This window comes from Corallococcus sp. CA053C (assembly GCF_003611675.1).
Lineage (GTDB): Bacteria > Myxococcota > Myxococcia > Myxococcales > Myxococcaceae > Corallococcus.
Genome location: NZ_RAWA01000820.1, coordinates 1 through 822 on the forward strand (window position 1 = coordinate 1; position 822 = coordinate 822).

The 822-nt window shown below is 71.9% G+C and carries 1 protein-coding gene; it reads right to left on the reverse strand.

Annotated elements, in window-relative coordinates:
* On the reverse strand, nt 1–822 hold an 822-nt coding region (locus D7V97_RS43400; protein WP_147445276.1), incomplete at both ends, for a non-ribosomal peptide synthetase.

Genomic DNA, 822 nt, shown 5'->3' on the forward strand with positions numbered 1-822 from the left:
ATGGGGGGCGGTCTCGCGGGGGCGCCTTCGCGGGGCGTCCCGAGTCGCTCGGCGAGCCGGGCCACGGTGGTGAGGTCGAACAGCTCCTGGAGCGAGACGTCCACGTCGAACACGGCGCGGATGCGCGCCACGAGCTGCGTGGCCGACAGGGAGTGTCCTCCCAAGTCGAAGAAGTCGTCGTGGATGCCCACGCGCTCCACGCCCAGCAGCTCCGCCCACATCCCAACCAACAGCTCCTCCACCGTGTTGCGCGGAGGCACCTGGACGGAGGCCCAGGCCGGGGAGAGGCCCGGCACCGGGAGCGCGCGCGGATCCAGCTTCCCGTTGGACGTGAGGGGCAGCAGGTCCAGGAACACGAACGCCGCGGGCACCATGTACTCGGGCAGCCGGGCCTTGAGCATGGCGCGCAGCGAACTGTCCTCGGGGGCCTCGTCGCGGGGAACGACGTAGGCGACGAGGCGCTGGACGCCGGGAGTGTCCTCGCGCAGCAGGGTGAAGGCGTCGAGGACGGAGGGGTGTTCGCGCAGGAGGGAGGAGACTTCGGCGGGCTCGATGCGGAAGCCGCGCAGCTTCACCTGGGAGTCGAGGCGTCCGAGGAACTCAAGGGAGCCGGAGGGCAGCCAGCGGACGCGGTCGCCAGTGCGGTAGAGGCGCTCACCCGGGGAAGAGGCGAAGGGGTGGGGGACGAAGCGCTCGGCGGTGAGGTCGGGACGTCCGAGGTAGCCGCGAGCGACACCAGGGCCACCGACGAAGAGCTCACCTGGGAGGCCCACGGGGAGGGGCCGCAGGAGGGCGTCGAGGACGTAGAGGCGGGCGTTGGGG